1 protein-coding gene is annotated in these 509 nt (G+C 64.2%); it reads right to left on the minus strand.

Features of this window, described 5'->3' with window-relative positions; genetic code table 11:
- Positions 1-407 (minus strand): GTP-binding protein (locus D3D02_RS19005; RefSeq protein WP_199723209.1); only part of this gene is annotated, 407 nt, incomplete at its 3' end.
- Positions 408-509: the final 102 nt, after the last annotated feature.

Raw genomic sequence — 509 nt, forward strand, 5'->3', positions numbered from 1 at the left:
ATGAGATCGAGCGCCATCAGGTGCTCTTCCGTCTGGGCCTGCGGGACGTCCTCCGTCGCGCTCACGACCAGGACCGCCCCGTCCATGATCGAGGCGCCCGAGAGCATCGTCGCCATCAGCGTCTCGTGACCCGGCGCGTCGACGAACGACACCGTCCGTATCGGCTCGCTCTCGGAGCCGTCGTCGCACTCCTCGTCGACGGTGTAACACTCGGGCTCGTCGACACCGGGGCAGCGTCGGAACGTCGCGTCCGCGTACCCCAGCCGGATCGAGATACCGCGTTTCATCTCCTCGCTGTGCTGGTCGGTCCACGAGCCGGACAACGCCTGTACCAGCGTCGTCTTCCCGTGGTCGACGTGACCGACGAGACCGATGTTCACCTCCGGTTGTGTGTTGGCTTCAGTCACTGTTGGACCTCCTAACGGAGTAGTCTTATGCGAATTTCGCCCCGTGCGAGTGATAAAGTTGCTGTTATAGGTGCGAGAGACGCCCGCGGGCGAGCCGACGGC

This window comes from Halobellus sp. Atlit-38R (assembly GCF_003665925.1).
Lineage (GTDB): Archaea > Halobacteriota > Halobacteria > Halobacteriales > Haloferacaceae > Haloquadratum > Haloquadratum inordinatus.